Below are 22556 nucleotides of genomic sequence, written 5' to 3' on the forward strand. Positions count from 1 at the left end.
CACGGGTACTCGCCGTTGCCCCGCTGGCTCTGGTGATTCTCGCCCTTTCCGGCTGCTCTTCCTGGGTCTGCACCGACACGACAGCGGAACGCGGTAGGGCCGGTGTCAGGGTGCAGGTCGTGAACACGAATGGGCAGCCTCTCGGCGTCACCGCCACGGTCGTTGACTGGCGCCTTGAGCCCCACCCGCAGGTGCCCTCCGAAGGTGACCGGGTCCACTTCCGTTTCCGCTTCGACGGCGCCGATGAATATTCCGGGCCCGCAGTGGACGCCTGCGCGGTCGACAAGGAACGTGTGGCGTTGGGGTGTCAGACGGTGCACTCCTACCAGGCGTTCGGGCCGGCCGACGATCCCCTGACGGGCGACGACTGGCTCGCCGTCGAGCACCCTGAGCAGGTTGACGGAGTGCTGTTGATCCCCAATGACCAGTCCTACGACAGACGCACCTGCGAAGCGGACATCAAGGACGGTGGCGGGGTGCATCCTCCGGAACCACCCAGCAGGGGGGACCAGCTGTAGGGAGGTCAAGACGGTTGAGCGCGCTGCACGGGTCTGCCGGCGCCCCGGTGCTACCTTGCTGCGGCCGCTCCGGGTTCTCAGGATCGGCCACGCATCGGTTTCTTGAGACGCGACCGCGCTTCCGGCCTGCCCGGCGGCAAGCCGAACTGGGGGCGTAGGCCGGTGCGCGGTCGCCGTTGAAGTCCGGGTCGAGGCGGTCGGCCAGACACGGCCGGTGCGCGGCAAATGAAGCACAGCCCGGTCCGTCGCTGCTGCGCACGTCGACGGTGACGCCGTCGCCACCAGGACTGAGGATCGTGAGCTGGCCGCAGCATCCGCACGGCCAGCTGAACTCACGCAGGTCCGCGGCGCGCATCGTGAGGCGTATCCAAGCGGGCGGGTGGTACCGGCGGATCTCTTGGACGACCGCCTCGACCTGCACTCCGACTGGCGGGTATTCCTCAGGCAGTGCCGAGGTGCGCCCGAAGGGCTGTCGATGGCGCCGGCGTCGGCCGACGCACCCACCGTCCCATGTCCGCGGACCTCGGCCATGCCCCCCAAGGCTCGTGGCTGATGCTCGTCGCCCGGACAGCGGTGCCCGCCACCAGGTCACAACCGACGCTGTCGAAACGCTGCATCGGTTGATCGTCGCGTATCACCTCGTCAGCGGCACAGTCGGGCACGGCTACCTGCCGATCGACGGTGGGTCAAAGACGGCCCAGAACGACGTACAGCACGCCCGCGCGCTCGGCGGCAGATCCGTGCGTCAGGGGGAGCTGTTGCGCTGATGCTGCGGCGACATTGAATAATCCGCGGGTGGATGTTGCCGATCTGCTCGGTCGAGCTGCGGCCATGGTCCCGGCTGATGTCGTCAACGAGGCCGGCGTGACGGTGGTGGACGTACGCGAGTACCTCGACCACGACGAGTGGGAAGTGGCACTCGATCTCCTTGCAGACCTCGACACGGGTTGGCGACCGCCGACCGCTTGGTGGGATCTGCTGATCGACAGCGCCGAGCTGATGTGGCTCTCTGACGCCGCCGCGTGGTGCCACTGGGGCCGGTGGGAGAGCATCCACGGGATCGTCCGCGCCAAGTTGCGACTCTTGCCGTCTACCGAAGGTGGCCGGCGAACACCGATCCCGGGCAAGGGCATCCTGCGACCGATGTGGGACCTCGGCGGGCGTACGGCTGCGGGAAATCCCGATCTGCTCGTGGCACGCGTCTGGGTGGAGTCCGCGACGGCGTTGCCACCAGGCGCAACCGGGTCGGTCCGCCTGGGTCCACTGTCCCCAGCCCTCTGGAGTCACCTGCAGCCGGGCATGACGATCACCATGCACGAGGGCCGGCCCGCGGTAGGAACGGCCATCATCATCGAGGCGTCGAATGCGACCTGACATCGGCAAGTGAGGACATCACCGGCTGACAGCGCGCGCCACGGACGCTGTGGTCGCAACCTCGCCGGCGAAGTAGCCGTTGAGGTAGTCGCCGTCGCAGGCATGGCGCAGCAGCCATGGCCGAGAACTGGCGGCGCCTTGTCGACACAGCGCCTCATGACGTAGACCCGGACCCGACCAGCCCGCTCCCTTCACCGATGTGCAGGGTCTGCCCGACGGCATGCGAATGCCAGTTGGTGGGGGCGCCGGGGGTGAGGCGCACCAGGGCGGCGGTCATCCGTGACGGCCCGGTGCCGTTGCAGATGGGCGTCAGGTAGACGTCACCGGCGAACGCCGCGGCCGGTGTCTTGACCGATGGCCGGGGCGACTGCAGTTCCAGGGCACTTATCACCGGTCTCACTGCCTGCGAGCTGGTGTTGCCAGGAAAGTGGGCGCAGCAAAGAAGTAGCCTGATCGGCCGGAGCGACATTCGGCGCTCCTGAGGGGTACTAGCAGTACGCGCCTTGACAGAGACTCGCAGCGCCGCCACGGCTGTGGTGAGGTGCAGGTAGGTCAGCATCACGTCACCGGAGGACATCATCTTCACCGTCAACGCCATCGCCGCGCCTTCTGCCAACGAACCGCTCGTGCGTACCACGATCGAACGGCGGGACCTGGGCCGGCACGATGTTCTCATCGAGATCCGCTACGCCGGCATCTGCCACTCTGACATCCACACCGTGCGCGGCGACTGGGGCAGCGTTCCCTACCCGCTCACCGTTGGCCACGAAATCGTCGGCCGGATCACCGAGGTCGGCGCCGACGTCACCCGCCACGCGGTCGGCGACCGTGCTGGTGTTGGCTGCATGGTCAACTCGTGTCGCGAGTGCGAGAACTGCCGCACCGGAAACGAGCAGTACTGTCTCAAGGGCAACACCCAGACGTACGCGAGCGTCGACCGGGACGGCACCGTAACCCAGGGCGGGTACTCGACCCACGTCGTCGTAGACGAGGACTTCGTGCTGCGGGTGCCGGAAAGCATCCCGTACGAGGCGGCCGCGCCGATGCTGTGCGCGGGCATCACCACGTACTCTCCGTTGGCGCACTGGAACGCCGCTCCCGGCAAGAAGGTCGCCGTGGTGGGACTGGGTGGTCTGGGCCACATGGCTGTCAAGATCGCCGCGGCGATGGGCGCCGAGGTGACCGTGCTGTCACAGACGCTGGGCAAGAAGGACGACGGCCTGCGCTTCGGAGCCGAGCACTACTACGCCACCAAGGACCCGGCGACGTTCGAGGTGCTCAAGAACAGCTTCGACCTGATCATCAACACGGTCAGCGCACCGATCGACATGGCCAGCTACCTCGGTCTGCTGCGTCTGGACGGCACGCTTGTCAGCGTGGGTGCCCCGGCGGAGCCGCTGCCGGTGCCCGTCTTCGCGTTGTTCGGCAATCGACGTTCGTTCGCCGGCTCCAGCATCGGCAGCATCGCCGAGACGCAGGAGATGCTGGACTTCTGCGCCGAGCGCGGCATCGCTCCCGAGGTCGAGGTCATCGGCGCCGAGGCAGTCAACGACGCGTACGAGCGGGTGCTCGCCTCGGACGTGCGGTACCGGTTCGTCATCGACATCGACACCCTGCGCTGATCTTCTCCGGGGCGCCAGGGTCCGCCGAGCGGCGGGCCTTGGCGCGCAGCCGGGCCGGGGCGACCGGTGGCCGGCGGCGATCGGCGACACGAACCATTGCCCCGGGTGAAAGGGCCACCAGGTGCGCCCTGTGTCGATCGGTGCCATGAGGCCGGGAGTCGTCACCTACACCCCGCGGGTCTTACGCGCTCAGATCATCGGGCGGAACCGATCGTGACGGCGGTCCGTTGGTCCGCCAACGCCGCAGTCGGACTGGACTACGCCATTTGGCCGGACAGGCCTCCGTAGCATGTTCCGCCATGCACCGCATCGTCATCAGGCCACGCATCCAGATTCCGGTCCTAGTCGTGATATTCGCTGTATGCACCCTGCTGGGCGTCACGTACTTCACCTCCGGGGACGTACTGGCCGAGCGCGACTCATTCGGCATCGTGCTGGGATGCCTGCTCGTCACGAGCGGCATGGCCGGGATCTGGCGGGCTCTTCGACTCGGCGTGGTAATCGGCGGAGAGGGTGTCCGTGTGCGCGGCTTCGACAGCCGTGACCAGGTCACACCGTGGAGCGCGATCCAGTCGGTCGACTGCGTACAGATCGACGTACGGGGAGGCTTGCCGCTCTACGCTCCCGTCCTCCGTCTCGGTGACGACGCCGGGGCTATGCCTCTCTCGGCGCTCGGCTCGTACTCACGCCAGGACGCCGAGCGCAAGGTCGAACAGCTGCGGAGCCTCAAGGCCAGCGCCGCGCGTTCCTGACCGGGACGCAGAGGCGGACGCCCGACCAGTGGCAGATGAGGGCGCGCTGTCTCGGCGATGCGAGATAGCCTCCGGCATTCAGAGGGCGGCGATTGAGGTGGGAGCTCGTTCTTCCCGAGCCAGTGCGCGTATCACGTCCAGGGAACCGTGTCGCCAGGCGGCGAGGCTACTCAGCAGCTGGATCGTCGCTTCGGCCGCTGCCGCCGGCATCGATGGCGTCGGCAAGCTGAGGCTGACAGCTAGGTCGTCGACGTGCACGACCAGCTCCATGACTCGAGTCAATAGGAAGTCGTCGATCCTCAGACCCCAGTCGCCGAGGTCCACGATGCGGCCGGGCGGTTGTGCTGGCACTACGGCCCGCAGCTCGGTCAACGCGGCATCGAAGGTGTCCGCCAGGTCCCAGGCGGTCGTCGACGCGGCTCCCTGCTCGCTGCGGCGCCGGATGCCGATGTTGTCAGCGCTGTCAACGCCTGAAGTCACCCAGGTGTTGCCAGTGAAATGCTCCAGCACCGAGATCGCCGACTGTCCTGGCGCGGCGCCAAGGAAGGTCAGCGTGTGAGTTACCTGGTAGGCAAGATGACGAGCCAGGCCGCCCGTCGAGAAGTCGGCCAACGCGCTGGGCCTGGACCACCGCTCGGCCAGTATCGGTTCGCGCAACAGAGCTGCGGCGGTCTCGGCGGCGTCGAGGAAGGCAGGTCGGATCATCGAGTGCACGCTATGCCCCGCGGGCGCCTGTTGTCATGGGTGCTCCTACCTGCGAGGGGCAGTTCGTGGGCTGGAGTGCCCGCACATCGGCATGAGCGGACGCCGCCCTACCCCCTCCGCGGGGAGCGCCAGCGCTGACGCCTTCGGGGTCACCGAAGAGATCACCAGCCTGAAAGGGCTGGTCAGGGCAATGCCCGTGGGAGCAGCAACGCCTGACCACTTCGACCTCTACTGGGAGGTCACGCCACACCGCTCGACCGCATCACCGCAGGTCAAAGCCCTCGCCCCTGTCCGGCGTCGGTAAGCACTAACGGGCGCGGAGACCTCTTCGCCAACCTGCTCCCAGTTGCAAGGCCGGGCCAACCACAAGCTCCTTACCGCCTTGACCTGCGCACACTCCCCCACCAGGTGGCATAGAGCGTTGTCGACTGCCGCGCCAGAACCGCAGAGCACTCCGCGGGAAACAGGACGCCGCCCCCTCTCTGACCTGTGCAAACGTGGAGCCGCTGGTAGGGGCGGGTGCAGTTGAGCGACGTTCGACGCCGTTGGGTGCAGTTCAAGGCCGTTCAGGGCCCGGGCTGCTCCCAATCTGCTCCTCCAACGGGCTCGTACCGGACGGGTGACCGCCGACTGATCGTGAGCTGGCACCCCTGCACCTTGCTGTCACCGGCGGTGGCTTCCGCGGCCACATTGGTCGCTTGGAAGCAGCGTCACGGACGCGGTGCCTCATCAGCGGCAGATGCGTGCATGGCGTGGCTCGGTGGAGAGCCGGCGAGGCGCACTCATATCGACCCCTGCCGTGGGCGAACCTCGCCCGTCGAGTCGAGGAATCAGGCTGCAGTCCAGTGCATTGGTGGGCACCATGACGGCGTGCGCTGCTCGACAGGATCTCCACGAGCGACGCGGCGGCACAGATGATGGCCGGGCTGTAGATCCGGGCCCGGCGCCGGCCGTGATCGGCCGGCGCCGGCTACCGGTTCAGCGCGTTCCGGTGCGGTGCAGCTGGACGGCGCCGGAGGTCAAATCGCGCGGGGCGATCCGGTCGACGTCGAACTCGGTGCTGCCGGGGCTATGGTCGTAGACGACCGTCCCGGTGGCGGTTTCGAAGACGACCAGGCGGGCCCGATCGGTGGGGATGCCGACGCAGTCGGTGCGGCCCGACGAACAGGCGTCCCAGCCGTAGATCACCCAGGTGTAGCCGGACCGGCCGTTGAGGGTTCCCTCACCACGGGAGGCGACCTTGCCGTCCTTGGTGAGCACGAGCCACTCCAGGGAGCTGGGTTCGAGCCGGAAGCTCGTCCCGTCCGTCCACGCCTTGCCCTGGCCGACCGGGGTGGTGGCACTGCTGGTCTCGTACTGCGCGGTGTTGTGCAGCCATGTCTGGCCGACCGCGTTCGGCACGCTGACCAGGGCGCCGGCCGGGGTGGCGGTGGAGCCGTCGATGTTCGCGGTGCCGGCGTCGGGGTCGTAGACCACGATCATGCTGCCGGACTTGTCGGTGGCGGCGTCGTCGTCGCGGATGGTGACGTCGATGGTGTACATGCCGGCGTCGGTGAAGGTGTGCGTGGCCTGGCAGACGTTGTTGGTGGCAGTCAGTGATTCTGTACGGCCGTCGTCCCAGACGACGGTGCAGGTGTGGGTGTCGTTGGTGCCGGGATCGTTGAACGGGACCTTCAGCTCGAACGCCGTACGGGCCCGATGCACTGGCCACTGGGTGGGCGCGACGGCTGCGGCGGCCGCGCGCAGCGGGCTCGGCGCGGGGATCTCCCGCAGCGACGGAGCGACGTTGCTCAGCGTGACCGTCGCGCTGTCGCTGACCGCTCCGTTGACGCCGTCGTCGGCGGTAAGCGTGACGGTGAAGGTGCCGTCGTCGGTGCAGCTGATCGTCGTGACCGGCGTGCCGGCGTCCTCGAAGGCGCAGGTAGCGCCCGCGTCCACGTCGGAACCGGCGGTGTATGACCACCGGGTGCTCGGGGCGCCGCCGTCGTCGCGGGCGGAGCCGTTCAAGCCGACCGGGCTGCCCTCGTTGCCGCGGCGGTCGGGACCGGCGCTGACCACCGGAGAGTCGTCAATGTCGGGGTTGTCGGGCGGGGGGTTGCTGACGTTGCCATCGCCGACCGGGATGAACAAGTTGTCGTAGTCCAGGAGCCGGTCGTTCTCCATCCAAATGCCGATGCGGCCACCGGCCTCCTGGTTCTCGGCGCGGGCGACGAACCGGACGGAGTAGTTGTCCGGCAGTTGCACCGGCCGACCGCGCTCGAGGTCCTCGTCGTGAAACTCCGGTCCGGCCGAGCCCTCGTACGTGGCCGCGATCGGGTACTCGTCGCAGTCCCAGTTGGGAACGGTCGGGTCGTCCGGCGGTGGCGGCATCGAAGTGCGGGCGCAGGTGTTGGTGGAGACGGTCCGGTTGCGGTCCGCGCGGAACCGGTGCTCGGCGCTCTTGGCGCGCGGAATCCGGTGCAGCGGGTCGCTCGCGGTCGCCCCACGCAGGACCTTGTTCGGGTTGGGCGGCCAACTGGCCGGTGGGTTCGCGCGGGCCTCCTCGATGTGCACGGCGGCGCCCTTGACGGCCGGGTCGGTCGTGCTGAGGAAGATGCCCGGGACGGCGCGGTCGAAGACCGATCCGAGCTGCCGGGCACGGGCGCTGCTCAGATACCACGCGCTGTCGAAGCGCATCCCGCCTTCTTCGCTCTCCGTGTCGACGAACTGGAAGTACCAGCCCGGCAGGTCGAAGTCGTACTCGATGTGGAACACGCCCGTCGCGATCTGCTCGCCGTTCGCCGCGGCCGGCTCACGGGCATCGGACATCAGCTCGAAGAAGGCGTAGTTGTTGGTCCGCCAGCCCGGGATCGTCTTCTCGGTGTCGTCGTCCGGCCCCGGGAAACACGCGTTGTCGTCGTCGACGTCGAAGACGGGGTCGCGATAGCCGCCGTCGCACTCCATGGTGGCTTTCATTTTCGCCGTCGGCGCCGAGAACACCCCCCGGGCCCACAGCACCTCGACGTCGAGAGTGAAGCTTGCCCACCGCAGTTTGCTCGGGTCGTTGATGTGGCCGCCCTGCTTGCCCTCGCCGCGCAGCATGTTCTGCGAGAGGTACTCACCGCTTAACCGGCACGACGGCGGGAACAGCCCGCATTCGATCGCCCCGATGTACACCATGTGGCTCTGGCAGTAGGAATACCGGTTCTTGATCCAGCCCTGCTCGCGCTTGGCCTCGTCGCTGTGCTCCTCGCACTGCTCGCGCGTCGCGTAGTCGTACACGTCGTCAGGCAGCGACCCGCGCGGGAAACGCCCGGAGTCCACCACGTAGCTCTCGGGACCGGCCGCCGCGGCTCGCGGCCGCGCCCTGGTCGACTCCGAGGGCCCGTCGGCGGTCGCCGGCTTGACGCCGAGGTTATCGAGGTTCAGGTTCTTGCGGAACTCCTCGCTCACCCGCTCGGGATGGTCGATGAGATCCGGGTCGGAGATGACGTACGGAACGAGCTTGCGGGTCGTCTGGTCCGGGCTCGGCTCGGCGTGGGCCGGAGAACCCGGGATCAGGCCCACGAGCATCGACATCAGGATTGTGACAGGCAGGAACCATCGTCGCATCAGCGCAACTCCCCCGTTGGATAGATGGTGGCAGGAGTAGTTCAGCCAACGACATCTGTCGATGCAAGGGTGGGTAAGTAAGCGGACACTCACGGTCGGCGGCAGATCGCTACCCTCGTAGTCGACCGAGCGGGGAGGGGTCAGCATGGCGGCGCTGGTCGAGCACACCGAGCTGTACGTCGATGTCGACTATCGACTGTTCGCGATGATCGACGACAGCAACGACCGGCGCAATGTGCCGCCCCCGCCGCACGAGCTCGATCAATGGGTCAGCTCGACGCCGGGCTACGTGGTGGTCGAGAACATCGACGACGCCGTGGTGCTGGGTAGCGACACCCGGCTGGAGACCTGGGACGGGCCGGCCGACTTCGATCCGGCCGGCTGGGACCGCAGCGACGTCCTCGAGGTGGTCTTCGAGTCGGGCATCCTCGGGTTCTCCAGCGGCACGGCCGGCGGCATCGCCGACGCCTACCGCCTTCCGCCGGGCCGCCGATGGAGCGTACGGCTGGCCTGGCGCACCGAGGCGCCACCCGCTCCGGACGAGCTGCCGACCGCGTCGGTCCTCATCCAGTTCAGCCCGGCCTGAGCCGCCGGGCCGACACTTCGCGGTCGGGCGTGTCTGTCCCCGTGAGTGCGGCAACACCCACGGGGACGCTGACTCTCGGCGCTACTCAGCGCTCAGGGCGGGCAGGCACCCACCGGTTGCGGGCCCGGGCGACCGTGGTCACGGCGATCCGGCGGCGCACGATCAGCGCCGCGACGACGCCCCGGCCAAGGCCAGAATGCTGGCCGTTGGCACGGGGTTCTGGCGGGCGGCGCCTCCCGCCTGCTCCCCCAAACGGGCTCGCGCCGGACCGTTGGCCGATAATCGTCACCGTAAATGCACCGAGCACGCTCTCTGTCAGGGCGCTATGCACGACTGTGGAGCCTGCGGTTACTGGAGACGCCTCCGAGACTGCCGGTGCTTAAGGACCCCTCGGCGCATCCATCGCCTCCGACGCGAGGAAGACACAAGACACAAGCCGTGGCGCCGACTGTTTTCAACAGTTGATCCAGCGCGCTGGGCGCAGTCGGGAGCCGTTCACGGAGCCTACGACGAGGCCGTTGTCGGCGATCCCCCAGCCGAAGGGGTCTCGGACACCGGGGATGGCGCCGCCTAGGGCGACGAGCCGGTCGCCGTGGTCGACGGCTCGGTCGCCGAGCACTGTGCCTCGACTGTTGACGTCCTGCGCTGATACCAGCGCCGGGTTCACGGCGGACGCCACGCCAGTCCGCAGGTCCCAGCGCACCAGGGTGCTGTCCCCGCCCTCACTGCCGGTGCCGATGCTACCAACTGCCCAGGTCCCCCGGGCCGCGGAGATCCCCGACCACCGGGCCCCGGGGGCGGTGAGCCGGTCGGTCCTTGCGTCGGGATGGCGTACCCAGCCGAAGCTGCCGGCGGTGCCGATGATAGTGCCGTCGTCGAGGATCTCCCTCGCGCTAGCGTAAAACGGGGCGTCGATCACCTCGACGGTGCCCGGCCGGTCGGCGGGCCAGAGCAGCGGCAGGGTCGACTCGGTCTGCTCAACGGCGCCCAGGCCAACGATGTCGCCGCGTGAGTTGATCCCCAGCGCAAAGGTGTTGGAGACCGTCGGCAGGACGGGTAACCACTCCAGGCGTCCGTTGCGGTAGTGCCAGGGGCGGTAGACGTTGCCGACGAAGGCATTGCCGACGGCAACGCCGTACCGATTGATGTCCTCGACTTGCCCCGGCGCTCCTATGGTAACGACGGTGAGGCGGGGTACGTCCCACACCCCAGGCCCGGGTCGGCGCGGTGTTCCGGCCCAGAGCAGCAGTAGCGGCTGCGAATCGTCGTCATCGGTTCGGTAGCCGATACCGGCGATGAACCGACCAGTCGGGTCGACCGCCAGAGCTCGACCATTCATGTCCGCTGGTAAGGGCAGTGGTCGTAGCGCGCAGACCGGGACGGGCCGGTGCTTCGGCTCGGCCGTGGCAACGCCGGGCAGGCCCAGCGTTGCGGTGAGGGCGACAGCGGTCAGACTGACCAAGAAGCCGTTCCGAACAGTCCGGGTCATCTCTACTCCCAATGACGTGCCGTGGTGGTGTGCTTACCGAAGCACGTGGATGTCACCATCGGAAGTGCTGCCACGGCTAGGCGCGCTGATTTCCGACACCGCACAGCCGCGATGTTGCGGAAACCGCCGTTGCATCGGGCTGTTGAGGTGGTGAGTCCGCAGTGAGGGGATCGGCAGGGGCGCCCCGCCCTATCCCACGGCCACGCGCGGGAAGCGGGCGATGATCGAGCCGGTGCATGCCGCTGGTCTCCGTTTCGTCATCCGGGCCCTCGGGGCTACGGGCTGAGCCTGCCTCTCGGATGTTCCTGAGCGACTCGTCGCACGCTCGGTGGAGCCGCGCCGTCGGACGCCGCACATAATTCGCAGCACATCAATGCGGCCCACGGCCCGGGTTGCCAGAGTCACGCGAAGGCGCAGGCGTCGGGCACAATCCCCCGGTGGAGTTCGACTTTGGTATCGCTGGTTACCAGCCGGGTTGGCTCAACCGAGTCGACGAGATCGCCGACCGTCACGGTCACCGACTGCAGAGCCTTGTCGGTCGCCGGCTGACCTCTACTTGGCTGGTGTGGGATGACGGCCACGACGAGTGGTTCGCTGACTGCCCGGTAGTGCTCGACTTCGCAGGAGAACGCCTGGAAGTCAACCACCAGAAGTTCGACGATCTGTCGATCACGTGGAACTCGATCGACGTGACCCGGAGGCCGCAGTGGCCGACATCGGACGGCTTCCAGCTGCGGTGGCGCGATGATGTCCCCGCCGTGTTGGCGGCCCAGTGCGGGCAGCGGCTTGAGGCGGTAGAGCTTCTCGAGTGGGCCGGCGACGACCTGGCGGCCGGTACCGTGACCGTCGGCCTGAGATTCGCGGACGGCTGGCTGACCGTTTACAACGCTTTGGACGAGAACGGGCTCGGGTTCGGCGACCTCCCGCCGGAGTACCGCCGACATCGCCTGGGATGAGCACACCATGGCACGGTGACCGCCTCGTGGCTAAGCCACCCAAATGACGCGGCCCAACTTCCGCTGCACCACGCGCAGGAGCTTGATCGTCTCCTCATCAGAGATGCCAGTAGTGATTGACCAGTCGCAGCCAGAACCGATCACGTCGCTCGCGAAGACGATCTCAAGGGCCAGCAACGCCTTTCGCCACTGCGACCTCGTCAGCGACCTCCCGGAATCCAGCGCCTCTCGCAGGCTGCGCCCCTCGCCCCGCCACAAGTCCTCCTTGCTGTCGAATCCCATGGCCCGGGCGAAATCCTCCGTTGGACTCGCGGGTCCGCCCCCACTCCCCCAGCCCACGGCTCAACAGGAATCGCTCGTCCGCAGCGCCGAGGTAGCCATACGGGAGGCGGACGTCGCGGCGGCCGGTGCAGCTGATCCGGTCGGCGACGGGAGTCGTAGGAGAACCGGCGGCGCGTAGTCGGACGGCGAGGCGCTGCCCAGCGGGTCGCCCGTCAGGAAGCCGAATGCTGGACAGGTCCGGGCTGGGGGTGAGTCGACTGTCCACAGTAAAGTTTGATGGCCCTCCACGGCAGGTGGAGCCGCTCACCGTCGAGGACCGCAGGACAGCATCCGGCGGGTGAGCGGCACCGACGTCACGATCACCACGATGTCGTCCCGGACCCGCTGGATCGACACCGCCGCAGCCGCGTGGACCGGACGGGTCAACACCGTCGCTGCCCGCACGGGCCCGGTGGACGTCGACGCGTTGCTCATCCGGGCCCGACGGCTGTGTCGCCTGGGCCTTGCCTACCGGGCAGGACCTCGACGCCACCACGGTGGTGCGTGCGCTGGGCAGCTGGTTCGGCCAACCGGCCTGAGCGCCGTTTTAACAGTCGTCTCAGATTCGCTCGGTATGAAGTCGGCATCCGATAAGCGATGTGACCCGTCTGTAGGAGGCTAGTGATGGCAGTCAACGCAGCGCCGTCCGGGGAAGCGCCGGCCGGTCGGTTGGCAGGCCGGTGGGTGCCGTGGTTGGTGATTGGCCTATGGGTGGCGCTGGCGGCGGCGATGGTGCCGTTGAGCGGAAAGCTGAGCTCGGTCACTACCGACAGAGCCGTGGACACCCTGCCGGCCGGTGCCGAGTCCACCAAGGTGGCGGTGCTGGAGGACAGTCTCCCCGGCGGTGAGGACAACACGTTCGTGTTCGTGTACCACCGCGCCGGCGGCATGACCGACGCCGACCGCGCGACGGCCGAGCGCCACTACAACACCCTTGCCAAGCGGTACCCGCCGAAGGTGGCGGCCCCGGCCGGCGAGGACGACGAGGGCCCACCGACGAGACTCTCCACCAACGGCAAGGCGATGATGTTCACCCTCGACGTGAGCACGACCTACGGCGCACCGGAGGCCATCGTCGGGCCGTTGCGTGACGCCGCGAAGGACCGCCCCGCCGGCCTGGAAATCGACGTGACCGGCCCGGCCGCGGTCGACGGCGACATGGACGCCGTCTTCGACGGCATCGACCTGCAGGTCTTCCTCACCACCGTCGTCGTCGTCACGCTCCTACTCATCCTCACCTACCGCAGCCCGGTGTTGTGGTTCATCCCGCTGGTGGTCGTAAGCGCGGCCGCACTGACCGCGATGGCGACCGTCTACCTGCTCGTCAAAGGGTTCGGCATCGTGGTCAACGACCAGAACTCGGCGCTGCTAACGATCCTGGTATTCGGCGTCGGCACGGACTACGCGCTGTTGCTCATCGCTCGATATCGGGAGGCACTGCACCACCACGAGAACGTCCGGGTTGCGATGGTCCACGCGTTGCGCGGCGCGGCGCCGGCGATCGTCGCGTCCGCGGCCACCGTGGTCGCAGGCCTGCTCTGCCTGCTCGTCGCGGACCTGAACAGCACCAGCGGGTTGGGCCCGATCGGTGCGGCCGGCATTCTGTGCGCGCTGGTGGCCATGCTGACGCTGTTCCCGGCCGTGCTCGTGGTGCTCGGCAGGCGGATCTTCTGGCCGGCCATCCCGCGGTTCAGCACGACCGTGGAGCAGAAGCCGGGGCTGTGGGGACGGCTTGGGACCGCCATCAGCCGCCGCCGGTGGGTGGCCACGCTCGGCTCGCTCGGAGTCCTCGGCGTGCTCGCCCTCGGGCTGGCGGGCAATACCGGCGCCCTGCGGGAGCAGGACCAGTTCCTGTCCGCGCCGGAGTCGGTCACCGGCTTCACCGTTCTCCGCCAGCACTTCCCGGAGCTCGGCGGCCAGCCGATGACGATCTTCACGCGGCCGGCGCACCAGGAGCGGGTGCTCGACATCGTCAAGGGCACCCGCGGTGTGGCCATGGCCATCCCGGGTCAGACCAAGGGTGGCTGGGCCGACATCTCCGTGTTCCCGACGGACGCGCCGGACACCGTCGCAGAGTACGACACGATCAAGCGGGTGCGCACCGCCGTGCACGCGGTGAGCGGGGCGGAGGCGATCGTCGGCGGGCCGAGTGCGGAGAACCTCGACACCGAGGTGACCACCAGCCGCGACGAGAAGCTGGTGATCCCGCTGGTGCTCGCCGTCGTCCTGATCGTGCTCGGGCTGCTGCTGCGCGCGGTCGTGGCCCCGTTGGTCCTGATGGCCACCGTGGTCGTCTCATTCGCCGCAGCCTTCGGCGGCAGCGTGTTCGTCTTCGACACGATCCTCGGGTTCAAGGGCATTGACTATTCGGTGCCGCTGCTGGCATTCCTGTTCCTGGTGGCGCTCGGCGTCGACTACAACATCTTCCTGGCCAGCCGTGCCCGGGAGGAGGCCGTGCGTCTCGGCACCAGAGACGGCATGCTCAAAGCCCTCTCCGCCACCGGTGGCGTCATCACCTCGGCAGGCCTGGTCCTGGCGGCCACGTTCGCGGTCCTCGTCTCACTTCCGCTGGTGATGCTGATCGAGGTCGGGTTCCTGGTCGCCTTCGGCGTGCTGCTCGACGCCCTGCTGGTGCGATCGGTCCTGGTGCCCGCCCTCACCCTGCTGATCGGCCGGCGGATGTGGTGGCCGAGCCGGCTGTCCCGACCGGTGGAGCCGCCGGACGGGCGACAGTCGCTCGCCGACGACGAGGAGCCCGCGCCGCAACGGTGAGCGCGGCGGCACGGGCGAGATCCGGGACGGAGCCTCAGGCCCGTCCCGGATCTTTTTCATGACCCGGCGGTGGGCCGCGTGATTCGACCGGGCGGGGCCGCGGCCGGAAGGTCAACCCGAAGCAGCGCGCCACCGCGTGCGGAGCGGGCGACGGTGGCCCGGCCGCCGTGGGCGTCGACGACGCGCTGAACGATCGACAGCCCCAGACCGGATCCTGGCAACGCCCGGGCGCTATCGGCACGGTAGAACCGGTCGAACACCCGCGGTACGTCGGCGGCGTCGATGCCCGGCCCGGCGTCGTCGACCTCGAGCACCGCCGACGCGCCCTCGGCACGGAGCCGGACCTGGATCGGCTGGTCCGCGGGGGACCACTTGCCGGCGTTGTCGATGAGGTTGAGCACCGCCCGTTCGAGTGCAGCGGGACGCCCGTTCACCCACACGGGGGTGACGTCGAGCGCGACCTCGATGTCGGGCACGCGGGAACGCGCCCGGGTCGCGGCGGCCACCACCACGTCGGCGAGGTCGAGCAGGTCGGTGCTCTCGTCGGTGACGTCACCGCGCGCCAGGTCGGTCAGTTCGGCGGCGAGGGTGCTCAACTCGGCTACCTGGGCGCCGAGGTCGTTGAGCAGCCGGGTCCGGCTCTCCGTCGGCAGCGCGCTGTCCAGCGTGCCGCGCCGATCGAGCCGGATCAGCAGCTCGACGTTGAGGCGCAGGCTCGTAAGCGGGGTCTTGAGCTCGTGGGCGGCGTCCTCGGCGAGCAGCCGCTGGGCCCGCCGGGAGTCCCGGAGCGCGGCGAGCATGTCGTTGATCGACTGGATCAGCCGCCGGATCTCCCCACCGCCTTCATCCGGGATGTCGGCGTCGAGATCCCGGGTGTGCGCGACACGTACCGCGGCGGCGGTCAGCCGATCGATCGGTGCCAGCCCGGCCCGCGCCACGGTCCGCCCGACAAGGGCGCCGCCGACCACGCAGAGCAGCCCGATCAGCAGCATGCCGAACCCGAACCGGTTGATCGGGCCGTCGTCGGCGACGCGGGCCACCTGAACCGCGCCGTCGCCCGCCCGCAGCGTATAGATGAGGTAGCCGTCCTCGTCGATGTCGTTCGACTCCATCAGGTCGGCCAAGCCGCCCTGCGCCACGCGCCCGGCGTGCTCGCTGACCGGGGGCAGCGCGGGTTGGCCGGCCAGCGTCCGGGTCGAGCCGTCGGGCAGGATGACCCGCACCAGTCGACCGGATCCGGGATACGGCGGTAGCGGGACCTGCGCCAGACCGGCGCGCTCCGCGTCCGTCGCCAGGACGCGGGAGTCGGCGCGCAGCTGATCCTCGGCGGTGTCCCGCAGCTCCCAGTCCAGCAGCTCGCTGGCCACCTGGAAGGCCATGAACACGCTGACCGCGATGGCCGTCGCCGCGATCACCGTCAGCCTGGTCCGCAGTGACCGCCGGCGCCACCATCGGGTCAGCCGGCGCGGTTCCCGGCCGGCGGGCCTGTTCACAGAGGACTCTCCCGCAACGTGTATCCCAGGCCGCGCAGCGTGTAGATCAATCGCGGCTCACCCTCGGCCTCCATCTTGCGGCGCAGGTAGCTCACATACACCTGGAGGTTGTTGGCGGTGGCGCTCATGTCGAAGCCCCAGATCGCCTCGAACAGCGCGTCGCGGGTCAACACCCGGGTCGCGTTACGCACGAGGACCTCCAGGAGGGAGAACTCGGTCCGGGTCAGGCGCAGCGGCCGCCCGCCCCGCCACGCCTCGAACCTGTCGGGATCGAGCCGGACATCGGCGAACGACAGGACCTGCGACTCGCCGTCGCCCGGCGTGCGCCGGCGCAGCAGGGCCCGCACCCGGGCCAGCAACTCCTCGGTGGCGAACGGCTTGGGCAGGTAGTCGTCGGCGCCCGCGTCCAGCCCTGCGACCCGGTCCGAGACCTGGTCACGGGCGGTCAGCATCAGCACCGGCAGTTCCCGACCCGCCGCCCGCAACCGCCGGCAGGTCTCCAACCCGCCGAGGCGGGGCATCATCACGTCGAGGATCAGCAGATCCAGTGCGTCGCCGCCGGCCCCACCGACCCCGTCGAGCACGGCGAGACCGTTGGCGACGGTGCTGGTGTCGTAACCCTCGACCTGGAGAACCCGCTCCAGCGACTCACGGATGGCCGCGTCATCATCCGCGATCATGATCCGCACGCCGACGCGCCCCCTTCCAGTCGATGCTTTTGCCGCTCATGGTCCCCGATCAACCTGAGGCCAGGATTAAAAGGTAGAGGCGGATCGGCAAGATCGAGCGAGGCAGCGAAGCTCATCCATCAAATCGATCAGTGGCGGCTTGCCCACGTTGGGACGGCGACCCGGGCACCCTCTTGTCCGAGGCGTTTGGCTATGGCGGGGCGCCTGATCGAAGACCGGCGGCATCGGCGTCGGGCGGACTACCGGTCGTCGGTCGGTACGTCCTCGAGGTGCTCGATCTCGATGACATGTAGGCCCATGCCGTCGACCGGCAGCTCCTCATGGATCTGGTCGCCTCGGTCGCTCATCGAGACCTTCGACGACCACCAGGGATCCCGTACGCAGCGGCCCCGCCACAGCAGGGTCGTCTCGGTGGGGCTGACGAAGTAGCCGGCCAGGCCCCGCCGGGTACCGAGGGCGATCCCCGCGCCGGCGGCCGCCAGCGGCTGGCCGGCGGCGGCCGCCGTCACGCCGAGGTCGACGAAGGCCTCGCCGTCGGAGCTGCCCGAGACCACAGTGATCGCCGGTCCGCCGCGGGCCACCTCGCTCACCAGCACCCAGCCCCGCTCCCACCTCCCGGCCCGGTGCCGGGCGAGGATCCGCCGGTCGACCTCGGCGAGGTTGGCCAGGCTCTGGACGGTCACCTCGTCGGCCTTCAGGACGAACGCCCCGGCCCGGGAGAACCGGATCCGCAGCCCGGCGTTGCCCTGGGCGATGCCGCTGACCGTGGGATCGCCGTCGGCCGCCAGCCAGGTACTCACCTGGGCGCCGTCGTGCGAGGCGTAGTCGTATCCGGTCGGAACGCCGGGAAGGTCCGGCGTGAAGGGGATGCCGAGTGCGTCCAGGGTGGTGTGCTTCACCCAACCCCCGTCGTCGAAGACACCGACGTCGCCGAGTTCCATTCGGGCCCCGGGCAGCCAGACCGGCAGCCGGTCGAACCGACCCCGGGTCTCGTGCCAGAGACTGGTCAACAGGCTGGTCATCGGGCGCCTCCGTCGGCGGGACCGGCGTGCGTGGGAACCGGCTCGATCCGCAGGCCCGCGTACGCGTGGATGGAATACAGCAGTCCGAGCGGGTTGCCGCGGTCCTGCAGCAGCCGCCACTTCGCCTCGTGCAGTGCCTGCCCTACGTCGTGCCGCTCGACAAGTAGGTTCAGGTAGAACCACTTCGAGATCTCCGCGGCGATCCGGTCCGGCACATTCGCGATGGTGCCGATGATGCCCCGGTTGCGGTTGTGCCGGAACGGCTTGTGCAACGATGCCGCGCTCGTCGGGTCCATCGCCACGGTGCCGCAGCCGTTCAGGAACACCAACGGCATGTCCGGTCGTGACCCCGGTCGGGCGGCTATCACCTCGGCGGCCCAGATCCGCATCATCTCCTCGGCGAGTTCCTCCAGCGGTACCACCAGCTTTCGACCCTGCTCGTCGGAGAGGTGGTAGCCATACCGGGTGGTGTCGCCGTCGGCTGCCTGGCAGTGACAGGAGAAGTGCACCACCTGGTCGAGCGGGCCGTCCCGGTTGTGGTCAAGCCCCAGCGCCGGGTCGCAGAGTTGCTGCGCCAGCGTCGGTGCCGCCGGGTCGTCGCTGTCTTTCGGGTACGGCCCCTTCAGCAGGAACAGGGCATCCTTGCCCCGGAAGAAGCCCACCTCCTGCTGTACACCCGGGAAACTGGCGTCGTACACCATCCGGATCGGGAGTCCGTCCCAGCCGTTCAGGGAGGTGGAATCGGGCACGTGGTCCGGGTCGCGGCGTTCGACGACAGCCGCGAAGCCAGGGAAGGCCAGCGCGGCCCGTTCCAACTCTGCCTGGTTGCCGGCCAGCACCGTCGACGTCGGCGCGAACAACGGCAACAACTCCCAGGGGAAGTACTGGTCCGTCTCGGCGATGGCGTGGATTAACGGGGTACGGCTCTGCCTGCTCTGCCAGGTCGGGCAGGCCGCCTGCAGGAACAGCGACAACCGGGGGAAGTCCCGTTGCGGGTCGTGTAGCACGTCGAAGAGAAATATCCGCCCGGCAGCCGCGAGGTTGCCGAGCGCCTCGCCCGCGGCGTCGGTCGCCACCGGCCAGCACTGCCGGCAACTCGCGGCTACCCGACCGACTCGCTTCCCGAGCTTGGCGCAATGTTCGCGCACGATATCCGCGTCGACCAGTTGGATGTCAGTCGGCGCCGGCCCGCGGGCGGCGGTGAGCCGCAGGCAGATGCCCTTGTCGTTGACCGTGGTCCGGGCCGTCACCTCAGGCGAGCGGAACAGTGGCAGGTCCACCCACGCTCTCCTCCCCGGTTACCGCCAGCAGCCGGATCGGCAGTGACTGCACAAGCCGACCCGACGACAGCAGGGTGATTCGCAGTTCGTTCGCACCGGGCTCGTCGATCCGCAGGGTGCTGTCCAAGCGGGCCAGTCCGCCTTCGACCCGGCAGGTGGTACGCAGTTCCGGGTCGGACACGTCGACGAACGGCGCGTCGACCAACAGAGTGAGGTCGACGTCGTCGGCCCGGACGCCGGTGCTGACGGCGAGCGGGCGCCAGACCCGCGGGCCGGCTAGGGCGGGCCGCCGCCCCGGCTCGTCCGCGAAGGCCTGTTGCCCGGTCGCTACGAGCACCGTGAGGTGGCACAGCTCGCCGACCGGGATGCGCCAAGTCGGCGGCAACTCCTCGTCGTGGGCCGATTCAGCGCCGGTCAGCCCGGCGCCGAGCGCACCGCGGAACGCGACCGGTTCGGCCGGGGTGAGCGTCTGCCGGAGCTCATCCTGCACCCGGTCGACCACCTGGCTGCTCAGGCGGGCCGCCAGGCGATCGGTGACAGCCGGCGACAAGTTGACCGGACCGCCGCCCATCGGCATCGGACCGCGCCCCGGCCATCCGTCGACCGGGACGACCACCGGCATTCCGACGCCGGGCGCCTCGGCCCCGGCCGGGGCGACCTCCTCCAGCAGGCCGAGCACCGCGCGCAGCCCTGCCCAGTCCTTCAGTTCGCCGAACGCCATGGCGGCGTCCATCAACAGCTGCCGTCCGCCGGTCCGATCCCCGGCGCGCAGCCGGATCTCGCCCTTGACCCGGGTCAGCCGCGCGGTGAGCGGAGCCAGTACCTCCGGCTTCTCGCCCGATCCCTGCACCGCGGCCAGCTCGCCCTCGGCGGCATGCGCGACGTGGTCCGCCTCCACCGGCCGGCCCATTGCCAGGATCGCCCGGGCCAGCAGGCACTGGGTCCGCACCGTCCCGAGCGGGTTGCCCATCTGGCGGAAGGTCAGCAACGCGTGGGCGGCTCGCCGGACCGCGGTCGCGGCGAGTTCCGGGTCGCGACCGTCGCCGCCGCCGGTCCCGTCCTCGTACTGGTCGAGCGCGAGACGTGCGGTCCGGTACCGCACGTTCGCGACCCGGCGCAGGTCCCCGTCGACCAGCCGGGCGGCCTGACCGAGGTAGTCACTGGCGGACTGCCAGTCCCCCCGTCGGCGACCCGCCTCGGCCAGGGAGAGATAGATCCGGTAGCGGGTGGCGTCGGAAAGCCCGGGGTCGAGCAGTTCGTCGTAGACGGCCTCCGCCGTGTCGACGTGGTGCGCCTCGGCGAACAGGATCCGGATCAGTCGCTGCGCCGGTCCGTCCCCTATGGTCTCCGCCCGGGCGAGCGCGTCCTCCAGCTTCTCGACCGCGCGCTGGTACGCGGCGGCCTGCAGGAATCCCTCACCCATCTTCCGCAGGGCGATCGCGATCCGGCGCTCGGCCTCCTCGCGCGCCGCCGACCGGTCCCCGAGCAGCCGGTGCGACAACGCGATCGCCCGGTCCAGGTCTTGCTCGGCGTCCCGGTACCGTTCGACGGCCACCAGGAAGGTGCCCTTGGCGAGCAGCACGTCCACCTGGGCGAGGACGTTGCCGTCGCGCTCGGCGGCGCGGGCCGCCTGGGCGTACGCCGCCAGAGTCGCGGCCGAGCTCACTCCCTCGGCGACACAGCCGTCCAGCCAGGCGCCGACCCGCCAGCGCAACTGCGTGCCGAAACCGGTGTCCGGCAGGGCCGCGGTGTCGTCCATCACCCGCAGCAGGTTGGGGTACTCGGCCCGGACCCAGGCCTCGGGATGGTCGGCGATCCGCTGCGGGTACTTCGAATCCGGCGCGAGCCAGTCCATCGGCCCGGCGTACGCGAAGTCGTCGTGCAGGACGGCGAGCACCGCGCTGACCACCTGGACGTAGGCGGCGGTGAGCTGGTCCAACGCCCACTCGCGCTCGTGCGCCGGAATCCGGGCGGCCTGTGCGCTGGCGAACAGCCGGACCAGCGGGTGGAGCCGGTACCGGGCCACCTCCGACACCTCGTCCATGCCGAGGTCTTCGAGCAGTTGGGCCGCGGACAACCGGTCGACCAGGGCCTCCACCTCGGCCGGCGGCAGGTTCATCAGCGGACCCAGCACCCACGGCACGAAGGTGGGCGACGGAATCAGCGCGAGCATGGCCAGCGCCTGCTGTTCCTTCGGCAGCAGACGGCCGTACTCAGTCTGGAGGTGGGCCCGCAGGGACCGACCGGGGCGGTCCAACCAGCCGAGCCGGGACCGCGGCTCGCGCAGCAGCCCGGCGATCTGACAGATGTCGGCGCCGTCGTTGGAGACCCGCTCGGCAGCGGCCCGGACGGCGAGCGGGAGCCGTCCGCACAACGACACGATCTCGGCGGCACATTCCGGCCGGACGCTCTCGGCGGTCCGGGAGACGGCCCGGAAGATGGCCAACGCCTCGTCGTCGTCTGGCAGGCCCAACGCGTACGACGGTTCGGCCAGCGGATCGGACCAGGTCATGCCGCGCCGACAGGTGATGATTACGGCGGCGGCGGAGTCGCTCGGCAGTACGTGCCGGACCTGGTCGGCATTGCGGGCGGCATCCAGGATGAACAGGATCTTCTTCTTCGCCGTCAGCGACCGGAAGACCATCGCCCGGCCGACCGCTGTGTCGGGCATCTCGCTCCAGCCCAGCGCCAGCAGGAGCTCCTTGAGGATCTCCATCGGTGTGCGGGCGGCGCCACCGGTGCCGAGGTTCACGAACAGTTGCCCGTGCGGGTAGCGCCGGGCCAGCCGCCGGGCCAACTCGTCGGCCAAGGCGGTCTTGCCGACCCCCGGCATGCCGTGCAGGAGCAGGATCACCGGTCCGGCGGCTCCGCGTCGGTCCGCCGTCCGCCGTCCGCCGCGCCGGAAGATCGACCGTACGCCGCCGGTGCGAGCCGCCCGTTGCAGGTCGTGCAGTCCCTGCAGGTCGGCCAGTTCACGCTCGCGGCCCCGGAAAAGCTCGTCGCGGGGCGGCAGGGTGGGCACCACCTGGTTGCGCCACCAGCCCAGCCATTGGGCCAACCGGAAGCGCGGCTCCGTCCGGTCCCGGCGCGGTCGGGCCGGCTTGGCGCGCTTGCTCTTGCGGGCGGTGGGCGGGTCCACAAGCGACTGTTCGTAACTGGCCTCCGGCGACTCGACCAGGATCACCGCGGCCGCGCCGAACGCGCCTATCACCAGCAGCGCCGCCAGTTGCAGGTCGGCGGGAATCTTGTCGTAGACGGTGCCGAGCACGCTGGCCAGCACGGTCACCGCAGCGGCGATCAGAAGCCGGAACCGCCTGAGGCGTCGGCGTGCCCGCCGGATCAACCAGCGTAACGACAAGGAAGCCATCCCATCTGGACCGGTTGGA

At 69.3% G+C, this 22556-nt stretch carries 18 protein-coding genes; 7 read left to right on the plus strand and 11 right to left on the minus strand.

Annotated features, from left to right (window positions below):
• Positions 1-119 precede the first annotated feature (119 nt).
• Both ACQRWP_RS16990 and ACQRWP_RS16995 read left to right on the plus strand, forming a co-directional pair.
• Entirely contained in the window at positions 120-518 is a 399-nt protein-coding gene (locus tag ACQRWP_RS16990; RefSeq protein ID WP_430495983.1) for a hypothetical protein, read from the plus strand.
• A 795-nt stretch (positions 519-1313) separates the two neighbouring features.
• Positions 1314-1892: a hypothetical protein gene (locus ACQRWP_RS16995; protein WP_430495985.1), complete on the plus strand. Its 579-nt coding sequence runs from the start codon at positions 1314-1316 to the stop codon at positions 1890-1892.
• A 154-nt stretch (positions 1893-2046) separates the two neighbouring features.
• Here the strand turns inward: ACQRWP_RS16995 and ACQRWP_RS17000 are convergent, their stop codons facing one another.
• On the minus strand, positions 2047-2490 hold the full coding sequence (locus ACQRWP_RS17000) for a hypothetical protein (protein ID WP_430495987.1): 444 nt from the start codon (positions 2488-2490) through the stop codon (positions 2047-2049).
• Here ACQRWP_RS17000 and ACQRWP_RS17005 point away from each other — a divergent pair.
• Positions 2471-3514 (plus strand): NAD(P)-dependent alcohol dehydrogenase, encoded by a 1044-nt coding sequence (locus tag ACQRWP_RS17005; RefSeq protein ID WP_430503211.1) that lies wholly within the window; start codon positions 2471-2473, stop codon positions 3512-3514. The two genes, ACQRWP_RS17000 and ACQRWP_RS17005, sit on opposite strands and share 20 nt — an antisense overlap.
• Positions 3515-3813: 299 nt before the next feature.
• Positions 3814-4266, plus strand: a complete 453-nt coding sequence (locus tag ACQRWP_RS17010; protein WP_430495988.1) for a PH domain-containing protein — start codon at positions 3814-3816, stop codon at positions 4264-4266.
• Between the two features lie 78 nt (positions 4267-4344).
• Here ACQRWP_RS17010 and ACQRWP_RS17015 read toward each other — a convergent pair whose 3' ends face one another.
• Positions 4345-4971 carry a maleylpyruvate isomerase N-terminal domain-containing protein gene (locus tag ACQRWP_RS17015; protein ID WP_430495990.1) on the minus strand — a complete coding sequence of 209 codons (627 nt, stop codon included), beginning with the start codon at positions 4969-4971 and terminating at the stop codon, positions 4345-4347.
• Between the two features lie 978 nt (positions 4972-5949).
• A complete protein-coding gene (locus ACQRWP_RS17020) occupies positions 5950-8562 on the minus strand; it encodes a PKD domain-containing protein (protein WP_430495992.1) in 2613 nt (870 codons plus the stop codon).
• Positions 8563-8707: 145 nt separating this feature from the next.
• On the opposite strand from ACQRWP_RS17020, the gene ACQRWP_RS17025 reads away from it, so the two are divergent.
• On the plus strand, positions 8708-9148 hold the full coding sequence (locus ACQRWP_RS17025; protein WP_430495994.1) for a hypothetical protein: 441 nt from the start codon (positions 8708-8710) through the stop codon (positions 9146-9148).
• Between the two features lie 454 nt (positions 9149-9602).
• Here ACQRWP_RS17025 and ACQRWP_RS17030 read toward each other — a convergent pair whose 3' ends face one another.
• Positions 9603-10637, minus strand: a complete 1035-nt coding sequence (locus ACQRWP_RS17030) for a hypothetical protein (RefSeq protein ID WP_430495995.1) — start codon at positions 10635-10637, stop codon at positions 9603-9605.
• A 437-nt stretch (positions 10638-11074) separates the two neighbouring features.
• On the opposite strand from ACQRWP_RS17030, the gene ACQRWP_RS17035 reads away from it, so the two are divergent.
• Positions 11075-11593, plus strand: a complete 519-nt coding sequence (locus ACQRWP_RS17035) for a hypothetical protein (protein ID WP_430495997.1) — start codon at positions 11075-11077, stop codon at positions 11591-11593.
• Positions 11594-11623: 30 nt separating this feature from the next.
• Here ACQRWP_RS17035 and ACQRWP_RS17040 read toward each other — a convergent pair whose 3' ends face one another.
• Positions 11624-11875, minus strand: coding sequence for a hypothetical protein (locus ACQRWP_RS17040; protein WP_430495999.1), 252 nt, complete (start codon positions 11873-11875; stop codon positions 11624-11626).
• A 303-nt stretch (positions 11876-12178) separates the two neighbouring features.
• Positions 12179-12304: a hypothetical protein gene (locus ACQRWP_RS17045; protein WP_430496001.1), complete on the minus strand. Its 126-nt coding sequence runs from the start codon at positions 12302-12304 to the stop codon at positions 12179-12181.
• A gap of 234 nt (positions 12305-12538) precedes the next feature.
• Here ACQRWP_RS17045 and ACQRWP_RS17050 point away from each other — a divergent pair, with 234 nt between their 5' ends.
• Positions 12539-14686 (plus strand): MMPL family transporter, encoded by a 2148-nt coding sequence (locus ACQRWP_RS17050; protein ID WP_430496003.1) that lies wholly within the window; start codon positions 12539-12541, stop codon positions 14684-14686.
• Positions 14687-14742: 56 nt separating this feature from the next.
• Here the strand turns inward: ACQRWP_RS17050 and ACQRWP_RS17055 are convergent, their stop codons facing one another.
• The 5 genes from ACQRWP_RS17055 to ACQRWP_RS17075 form a co-directional block, all read right to left on the minus strand.
• Positions 14743-16179: a HAMP domain-containing sensor histidine kinase gene (locus ACQRWP_RS17055; protein ID WP_430496005.1), complete on the minus strand. Its 1437-nt coding sequence runs from the start codon at positions 16177-16179 to the stop codon at positions 14743-14745.
• Positions 16176-16859: a response regulator transcription factor gene (locus ACQRWP_RS17060; protein ID WP_430496006.1), complete on the minus strand. Its 684-nt coding sequence runs from the start codon at positions 16857-16859 to the stop codon at positions 16176-16178. The genes ACQRWP_RS17055 and ACQRWP_RS17060 overlap by 4 nt, the downstream gene beginning before the upstream one ends.
• A 248-nt stretch (positions 16860-17107) precedes the next feature.
• Positions 17108-17890, minus strand: coding sequence for a hypothetical protein (locus ACQRWP_RS17065; protein ID WP_430496008.1), 783 nt, complete (start codon positions 17888-17890; stop codon positions 17108-17110).
• Entirely contained in the window at positions 17887-19170 is a 1284-nt protein-coding gene (locus tag ACQRWP_RS17070; protein WP_430496010.1) for a CHAT domain-containing protein, read from the minus strand. Before ACQRWP_RS17070 ends, ACQRWP_RS17065 begins: the two co-directional genes overlap by 4 nt.
• Entirely contained in the window at positions 19142-22528 is a 3387-nt protein-coding gene (locus ACQRWP_RS17075; protein WP_430496012.1) for an NB-ARC domain-containing protein, read from the minus strand. Before ACQRWP_RS17075 ends, ACQRWP_RS17070 begins: the two co-directional genes overlap by 29 nt.
• Between the last annotated feature and the right edge of the window lie 28 nt (positions 22529-22556).

The sequence above is a fragment of the Micromonospora trifolii genome (genome assembly GCF_050516465.1).
Taxonomy (GTDB): Bacteria; Actinomycetota; Actinomycetes; order Mycobacteriales; family Micromonosporaceae; genus Micromonospora; species Micromonospora trifolii.

What these genes read in the sequence shown, in the direction of transcription:
- ACQRWP_RS17000 (WP_430495987.1), bottom strand. Translation starts at nt 2,490, where the DNA reads ATGGCGTTGACGGTGAAGATGATGTCCTCCGGTGACGTGATGCTGACC.
- ACQRWP_RS17010 (WP_430495988.1), top strand. Translation starts at nt 3,814, where the DNA reads ATGCACCGCATCGTCATCAGGCCACGCATCCAGATTCCGGTCCTAGTC.
- ACQRWP_RS17015 (WP_430495990.1), bottom strand. Translation starts at nt 4,971, where the DNA reads ATGATCCGACCTGCCTTCCTCGACGCCGCCGAGACCGCCGCAGCTCTG.
- ACQRWP_RS17020 (WP_430495992.1), bottom strand. Translation starts at nt 8,562, where the DNA reads ATGCGACGATGGTTCCTGCCTGTCACAATCCTGATGTCGATGCTCGTG.
- ACQRWP_RS17025 (WP_430495994.1), top strand. Translation starts at nt 8,708, where the DNA reads ATGGCGGCGCTGGTCGAGCACACCGAGCTGTACGTCGATGTCGACTAT.
- ACQRWP_RS17030 (WP_430495995.1), bottom strand. Translation starts at nt 10,637, where the DNA reads ATGACCCGGACTGTTCGGAACGGCTTCTTGGTCAGTCTGACCGCTGTC.
- ACQRWP_RS17040 (WP_430495999.1), bottom strand. Translation starts at nt 11,875, where the DNA reads ATGGGATTCGACAGCAAGGAGGACTTGTGGCGGGGCGAGGGGCGCAGC.
- ACQRWP_RS17050 (WP_430496003.1), top strand. Translation starts at nt 12,539, where the DNA reads ATGGCAGTCAACGCAGCGCCGTCCGGGGAAGCGCCGGCCGGTCGGTTG.
- ACQRWP_RS17060 (WP_430496006.1), bottom strand. Translation starts at nt 16,859, where the DNA reads ATGATCGCGGATGATGACGCGGCCATCCGTGAGTCGCTGGAGCGGGTT.
- ACQRWP_RS17065 (WP_430496008.1), bottom strand. Translation starts at nt 17,890, where the DNA reads ATGACCAGCCTGTTGACCAGTCTCTGGCACGAGACCCGGGGTCGGTTC.